The 7156-nt window shown below is 58.3% G+C and carries 4 protein-coding genes and 2 pseudogenes; 5 read left to right on the top strand and 1 reads right to left on the bottom strand.

The window, feature by feature from the left end; genetic code table 11:
• The first annotated feature begins 409 nt into the window (after window positions 1–409).
• Window positions 410–1129: a hypothetical protein gene (locus AC0L3B_RS37735; protein WP_473382577.1), complete on the top strand. Its 720-nt coding sequence runs from the start codon at window positions 410–412 to the stop codon at window positions 1127–1129.
• A gap of 216 nt (window positions 1130–1345) precedes the next feature.
• On the opposite strand, the gene AC0L3B_RS37730 is transcribed toward AC0L3B_RS37735, so the two are convergent.
• Complete coding sequence (locus AC0L3B_RS37730) at window positions 1346–1717, bottom strand: hypothetical protein (protein WP_473382574.1); 372 nt, start codon at window positions 1715–1717, stop codon at window positions 1346–1348.
• A 660-nt stretch (window positions 1718–2377) separates the two neighbouring features.
• Here AC0L3B_RS37730 and AC0L3B_RS37725 point away from each other — a divergent pair.
• The 4 genes and pseudogenes from AC0L3B_RS37725 to AC0L3B_RS37710 all read left to right on the top strand — a co-directional run.
• Window positions 2378–3060, top strand: a pseudogene (locus AC0L3B_RS37725) (hypothetical protein).
• 109 nt (window positions 3061–3169) lie between these two features.
• Window positions 3170–4639 (top strand): DUF1254 domain-containing protein, encoded by a 1470-nt coding sequence (locus AC0L3B_RS37720; protein WP_473382571.1) that lies wholly within the window; start codon window positions 3170–3172, stop codon window positions 4637–4639.
• Window positions 4640–4709: 70 nt separating this feature from the next.
• A complete protein-coding gene (locus AC0L3B_RS37715; RefSeq protein ID WP_473382568.1) occupies window positions 4710–6149 on the top strand; it encodes a DUF1254 domain-containing protein in 1440 nt (479 codons plus the stop codon).
• Window positions 6150–6366: 217 nt separating this feature from the next.
• Window positions 6367–6816: pseudogene (locus AC0L3B_RS37710) on the top strand (SphA family protein); the annotation flags it as partial.
• Window positions 6817–7156: the final 340 nt, after the last annotated feature.

The raw sequence follows: 7156 nt of genomic DNA, 5'->3' as shown, positions 1-7156 counted from the left end.
CTCGCCGAGATTCGCGTCAACACAACGGAATCACGGTTCGTGACTTGTCTCAACCGACTTTTGCAACAAAATCGGCCAGAACCAGACATTAGAGCCACGTTGGACAAGCTATCACGTCCGCTCCATACTGCCGCAGCTATCAAAGCGGCGGGTGAGATGAGAATGCTCATTTTCCGAGCTCGAGCCAAAGGGACGGCGAGACCTACGTTTTACCGGGGTTCGATCGTACTGTTGCCTGATGTTAGTGCCGCCTTTGGTGTGTCTCTCACGTCCTGTCCTGGCCAAGGATGCTGGCGATAGGGAAGATGGGTCCAGACCGATTTCGTGGCCCAACATCTATCTGGACTTGAGAACGAACTACGCCACGGTGCCCGCCAATACACTTTCGATCGGCTTCAGCAGTCCTTCATTGTCGACGGCCATCGCGACGCTTCGGACGCTCTCGGATCTGTCGAGTTCTCCGCGATTTTCGAGCTTTCCGGCACCCTCCTCGCCGTCAAGCCAAAGCGTCGCGCTGGACGTTCCGCTGACGGTCGATGTTACCGACGCCGTCTCGTTGTACGGCGGGTTTACGGCGAGCGCTTCGCAAAGTGGGACGTCTGATTGGTCGTCCGTTGCGATCTCCACCTGGAACGTCGGTTTCCAGGCTGACCTTTATCAGCAGAATGGCGGATCGATACCAACGATTACACTACAGACCACCATCACAAGATCGGTGCCGGATTCGGCGCTTGCGACGACGTCCTTCAACAACATTGTGGAGTTTGACTATGCGCTGAACGAAGACGAGACCAACGGGTGGCTGGCCGGCGTCCAATATACGAGGATCAATGTCGACTCTCCACTCGCGACGATCAACCCGAACACCATTGGCTATCTCGGCGGCTACTATCAGTGGCCCAACAACTGGAAGTTCACGGGCCGCGCGGGCGTTCAATCCTTCGGCGGCGCGCAACTGCTGAACCTAGCGACAATACCATCCTTTACTCAGCCAATTGTACGGTTCGACATCGACCGGATGGACGACAATGATAATCGCCTGTTTGGCGTCACAGCTCAGATTGCATGGACACCAAAGCCTGCCTATCAGCTGACGATCAGAACGCCGCTATTCTTCGTCAGAAACTGAGATGTCCGGAGGCGGCCCGTCTTGTTTCGACGGCGGCGACTAAACCATCCCACCGCCAGATCGCCGCGTCCTTGAGGGCAGCGGCTTGATGTTCGTGCCAGGTCTGGAGCGCGTGCAACCCGCTAAGTCAAGTTACTGCACGTAAAGGTCCACGCGACGGTAAGTGCGGGAACGCTTCGGCACCGCATCCGGCTGCAAACAAACCTCGGCGGCGTCTCACAGTTTATTTCGGTTCTTGCTCGCTCCCCTCAATCTTGGAGCGTCCGGCGTCGATTTCACCCAATCTGCCATTTGCATGCAGGTGAGCAGGTCGACATAGCTGTCACTGCCGCCAGCCGTCGCTTCGCCTTCGCATCGGTTTCGAAGGCTATCGGAGTTCGTGAGCCATACGGAATTAAGCTGTTGCAGCGCGGAATTTTCGTCGCGCATGCAATCATCATAGGTCTGCGGCAGATCCAGGCCCATCGCCTTATCCGTGGCTACGGTAGCCTTGCATGTCGCCTCGACATTCAGTTGAGGGACGCGCTCGCTGACTGGAATTGTTGTTTGGCCGCCCATCATCGCCAAGAAAAGCAATACACTCTTCATGCAGAACTCCCCGGTTGAGATCTCACCGAAGCAATTTCATCGAATGACAGTCGAGCGGGTATCATATTGATTTGAATCAAGGAGAGTGAATGGATTGTCTCTCCGTCGAGAGCGTAACGCGCGCGGGCGCAATATGGAAGCTCGAATCTGTCAACCGATTCGCTGAACGGCAGCGACTCTTACGTTCCGTTGTGGTCGCTGTCTCTAGTTATGCGAGGGGCCGACTTGTTGAACCTTGAAGGTCCAGCGGACGATTAAGACAGCACATCGTTTGCCTTCAGGGACCGGAATGCGACAATTCGTCTCGTCACACTCGGCTCACTTTTACAACACGAACCCAACGCGCTCCGAGGGGTGATTAGTTGAGAGCGCGAGAGATGTAGGGGCGCAAAATAAAAAACCACGGCTGGTTCTCGCCCTTCTTGGGTGCTATGCTCAAGATAGCTCGTGGAGGTAGTCGAAGCAAAACGCTTCTTAGTGGTCGTCCTTCAACGTTACCTTAAAACGAAGTAATTCCAGCGCCCTGATATCGATTGCTGCAGACGCCGAACGGCGGTTTCTGCAAATGAGGCACTATCCTTTTCTTGCGCCCCTTCTCGCATTCCACGCGAGAGTGCTTCAACGCGACCGATCATTTTTTGTGAAAAAGGGAATGAAGTCATGCGCATCACAGATCTTAATCATATTTTCGGCATGGTTGCCTTGGCCACCACGTTATGTGCCGGCAACGCCGCGCTCGCCCAGAACGCGGCGACGCCTTCGATAAAGACGATCGGCACGCCATCTGGCGCAGCCAAACCCGAGATCGTGCCGTCGCTGTTCGTGCTCAACTCGAGCGGTGCGACGTTGCAGGGCGACACACTCACTTTGACCGGCGTATCGCCCAGTGCGATCATATTTGCCGACCGCCCGGTAAGATCCGCCGGCCACCAGCCGACCGCTGACGTCATCGCGGAGTGGGGATCGGGTGACGACAGCTTACAAAAAGTGCACCGAACGCGACCGTCTCCGTGCTTGGCAGGGACGGTTCTGTGAAAGACGCCGTCGTGGTCCTCAAAAATCCGAAGCTCGAGGGCGACAAGCTCACCTTCAATGTCCAGACTCTTGAAGGCGATTTTGCCGGCGCCGACGGTGGGGCCGCTCTCTTCATCGACATCATTGGGCGGCCCCTCACGCCGATGTCGTTTGCCGGCGTTGCGCGGCGCAGCGCGTTCCGTGGCGCGATGTATCCCGGCGCCGTTGGCGCGGCTGCATATGGCGCGGCGGCCTATGCCGCACCGTATGCGCCCTATCCATACGCGCACCCGGCCTGCGGCTATTACCCCTATCCGCCCTGCTATTGACGGCGATGCACGGGGAAGCGGCTGCTTCCCCGTTTTCGATTGAGTTGAACGAAAATGGGCCGGCACGGGCGCCACGGCGCTCAGTGGCAATGAAGAAGGAGTGTTCGACATGTTCCGACGAATTCTGCAGCTGACCTTATGTCTATATCTCGGTGTTGCGGCCGCACCCGCGGCTCTTGCCCAAGGCGGGCTACCGAAAATCACCGAAGAGGAGGCGCACGCGATCGCGGTCGACGCCTACGTCTATTTCTATTCTCTCATGTCGATGGAAATGACGAGGAAGCAATTCACCAATGTCGAACAAGGAAAAGACCCTTTCAGAGGCCCGATGAACACGTTCGCCAATGTGCCGGAGTACCCGCCGGCAAATTTCAAGGGCGTCGTCCGGTCCAACTTCGACACGCTCTACTCGTCTTCGTGGCTTGATATGACCAAAGAGCCGGTCGTCATCACGGTCCCGGATACGAACGGACGTTACTATCTGCTGCCGATGCTCGACTTGTGGACCGACGTCTTTGCGTCGCCGGGCTGGCGCACGACGGGCACCGGGGCCGGGACTTTCCTGGTGACGCCTCCGGGCTGGCGGCCAGATCTGCGCGAAAGGTTTGCCGAGGAGTTCAAGCTTCCAAAGGACACCCAGCGCATCGACGCGCCGACGCCCTATGTCTGGGTCGTCGGCCGCACCAAGACCGACGGCCCGCCGGACTACGATGTGGTTCACAAGATCCAGGCCGGTTACAAGGTCGTCGCTCTTTCCGACTACGGCAAGACGCCGAAGCCGGTCGAGGTCAAGATCGACCCAAGCGTCGACATGAAGACGCCGCCGAAGGTCCAGGTCGATACCATGTCGGCGGGGGTATATTTCGCCTACGCCGCCGAGTTGCTCAAGCTGCACCCGGCTCACGCCACCGACGAGCCGATCATTTCGCAGATGAAGAAGATCGGCATCGAGCCCGGCAAGAGTTTTGACATCGGCAAGCTCGATCCAGTCGTGCAAAGGGCGCTGGAGACCGCGCCGCAGGACGGCCAGAAGCTGATGGCGTGGAAGGTGGCTACGCTGGCGCGGGTGGCGAATGGCTGGTCGATGAATACCGATACCATGGGTGTTTACGGCAACTACTACCTCAAGCGCGCCATCGTGGCCCAGCTGGGACTCGGGGCGAACCTGCCCGAGGATGCGATTTACCCTCTCAACCTCGGCGATGAATCCGGCAAGCCGCTGGATGGCGTCAACAAGTACACCATCACCTTCGAAAAAGGCGCGGCGCCGCCGGTCAACGCCTTCTGGTCGATCACACTTTACGACCATGAGGGATTCCAGGTGGGCAACGTGTTGAACCGCTTCGCCGTCAGCAGCTGGATGCCGTTCAAGTACAACGCCGACGGGGCGCTCGATCTCTATTTTCAGAACGAGAGCCCAGGCAAGGACAAGGAAGCCAACTGGCTTCCGGCGCCGAAGGGAGCTTTCAATCTGACTATGCGGCTTTACAGCCCGAAAGCCGACGCCCTGACCGGAAAATGGAATCCGCCGCCGGTCGTGAAGGCACAGACCGGAACGGTGGGCCTGTCGGTCCAGTGAAATTGAGTTGAGCGCCGGCGCTTCGGCGCCGGCGTGTGTGCACGTAACGTGCCAGATGAGGATCGGCATCATGTTGACAAAACGCGATCTACTCCCAGCACTGGCTGCACTGACGGTTACGACAATGACGCCAATTCCGGCGAGCGCGCAGGCCAAGGTGGAATGGCCTGACATCCGCGAGGCCAAGAACATCGCCGAGGAAGGCTTCATCTATGGCCTGCCCATCGTGATGAATTATGCGGTCATGTACGAGTACGCGGTCGACAAGAACTCGGGACAATTCAAGGCGCCGTTCAACCAGATCAAGAACGAAGCGCGCGTCTTTACCTACAAGGACACGTCGGTCGTCACCCCGAACAGCGACACGCCCTACTCATTCCTCTGGATGGATTTACGGGCAGAGCCGATCGTGCTGTCTGTGCCTGCGGTGGAGAAGGGCCGTTACTATTCGGTGCAGCTGGAAGACGGCAATACATTCAACTACGGCTACATCGGCACCCGCACGACCGGCAACGAGCCGGGCGACTACATGGTCGTTGGCCCCGACTGGAAAGGCGCCACTCCGCCCGGCGTCAAGAAGGTGTTTCAATCCACAACGCAGTTCTCCGTTGCGGGCTACCGCACCCAGCTGTTCGGCCCGGACGATATGCCCAACGTCGAGAAGGTCCAGAGCGGCTACAAGGTGCAGCCGCTCTCATCGTATTTGAAGCAGCCAGCGACGGTCGCCACGGTCGCGGTGGACTTCCCCAAGATCGACAAGGAAATGGTGAAGACGAACTTCTTCGAATATCTCGACTTTGCGCTGCAATTCGCGCCGGCCGGGCCTGAGGAGAAGGAAATTCGCGCCAAGCTCGCGCGTATCGGCGTCGGTGCCGGCAAGAGGTTCAATTTCAAGGACCTGCCCCTGAGGCACAAGCTCGAGGTCGGGCTTGGCATGAAGGAGGGCGAAGCCAGGGTCGAGAAATACGTTGAGGATCAACAAAAGCACGTCAACGGGTGGAAGGTCGGCTCGCTGTTCGGCGATCGCGCATTTTTCAACGGCAATTGGCTGCTTCGCGCCGCCGGCGCAAAGGCTGGAATCTACGGTAACGACGCGGCAGAGGCGACGTATCCAATGACGAAGACTCTCGCCAATGGTGAGGCGCTCGACGGCAGCAAGAACAACTACACGATCACCTTTGCCGCCGGACAATTCCCGCCGGTCAACGCGTTCTGGTCGGTGACCATGTACGACGGCAAGACCCAACTGCTGGTCGAAAACCCGATCAACCGCTATTTGATCAATTCGCCGATGCTGTCGAATATGAAGACGAATGCGGATGGATTCCTGACGCTCTACATCCAGGACAAGTCGCCGGGCACCGACAAGGAGGCCAATTGGCTGCCGGCGCCGAACGGCGACATTTACTTAGTGATGCGCCTGTACTCGCCGAAGATCGAAGCCCCCTCGATCCTGCCTCCGGGCGAAGGAACCTGGAAGCCGCCCGCCATCGCGGCGATGGCGAAGTAGCGTTAGCCGTCCGCCGCCTTCGCACCGATGACGGCGGCCGATCTTTCTTGCGACTAAACCCTGAGCGCGGAGTCAATGGAAATCCCCTCCGTCAACCAGCTCTCGCAGGTCATTTCGCACGCAGCGGCAAGGTGAGAATTGCGCTCAGTGAGCACGATCATCATGGTTGAGCCCGTTGCATTCAGATCGTTGTTGAAGCGGAGACAAATTCAGTGATGGCGCCATTGATGGCGGCGGCGGCTACACCTACTTCAATCCGCAAGCGGGGCACGAATTTTCGGCCGTCGCGGGATTTACCTACAATTTCAAGAACCCGGACACGCAATACCAGAACGGCATTGATTTCCACGTCGACTGGGGTGCCTCGCAGTTTCTTTCGAAACAGGTCTTTGTCGGCCTGGTGGGATACGCCTATCAGCAGATCACCGACGACTCTGGGCAACACCCGATCCTCGGCGGTTTCCGGTCGCGCGTCCTCGCCGTGGGCCCACAGGTCGGCTTTCTGTTTCCGGTTGGCGACATGCAAGGATATCTCAATCTGAAAGGATACGGCGAATTCGCTGCCGAAAACCGGCCGGCGGGTTGGAATACCTGGCTAACCTTTTCGATTTCTCCAATGGCGCCCACCGGCACAGTGACGCCGACGCGGCGAATTGTGACGAAATAGGTGCAGAAGACTATCAGTTGGCTACGGCCTAGGCGGGCCTGGCCTGAATGCAACGGGCGCCCGACGGCGAGAAGGATAGCGTTCATGTATAAGTCGCGTGCGCCAGTCTTGCTGGCCGCGATTGTTCTTTTCAGCCCACTAGCGTGGGCACAACATGCGGCGCAAATGCCCCGGATAGCGAACGAACTGGAGACGTTCCGAAACGGCAGCTAATGGAATGGTCCGGCCGTGCTCCGGCCCTGCCACCACGAGAAGCTGGCAAGGGGCGCCCAAGACAAGGAGCACGCCATGTCTCAGAAACTCGACGCTTCGCCCGCCGTCATCGGCATCGATATCGGCA

Source organism: Bradyrhizobium sp. Kon56 (genome assembly GCF_055807635.1).
Note: the sequence above shows the minus strand (reverse complement) of the source record. Positions and strands in the feature narration are given on the sequence as shown.

What these genes read in the sequence shown, in the direction of transcription:
- AC0L3B_RS37730 (WP_473382574.1), bottom strand. Translation starts at nt 1,717, where the DNA reads ATGAAGAGTGTATTGCTTTTCTTGGCGATGATGGGCGGCCAAACAACA.
- AC0L3B_RS37720 (WP_473382571.1), top strand. Translation starts at nt 3,170, where the DNA reads ATGTTCCGACGAATTCTGCAGCTGACCTTATGTCTATATCTCGGTGTT.
- AC0L3B_RS37715 (WP_473382568.1), top strand. Translation starts at nt 4,710, where the DNA reads ATGTTGACAAAACGCGATCTACTCCCAGCACTGGCTGCACTGACGGTT.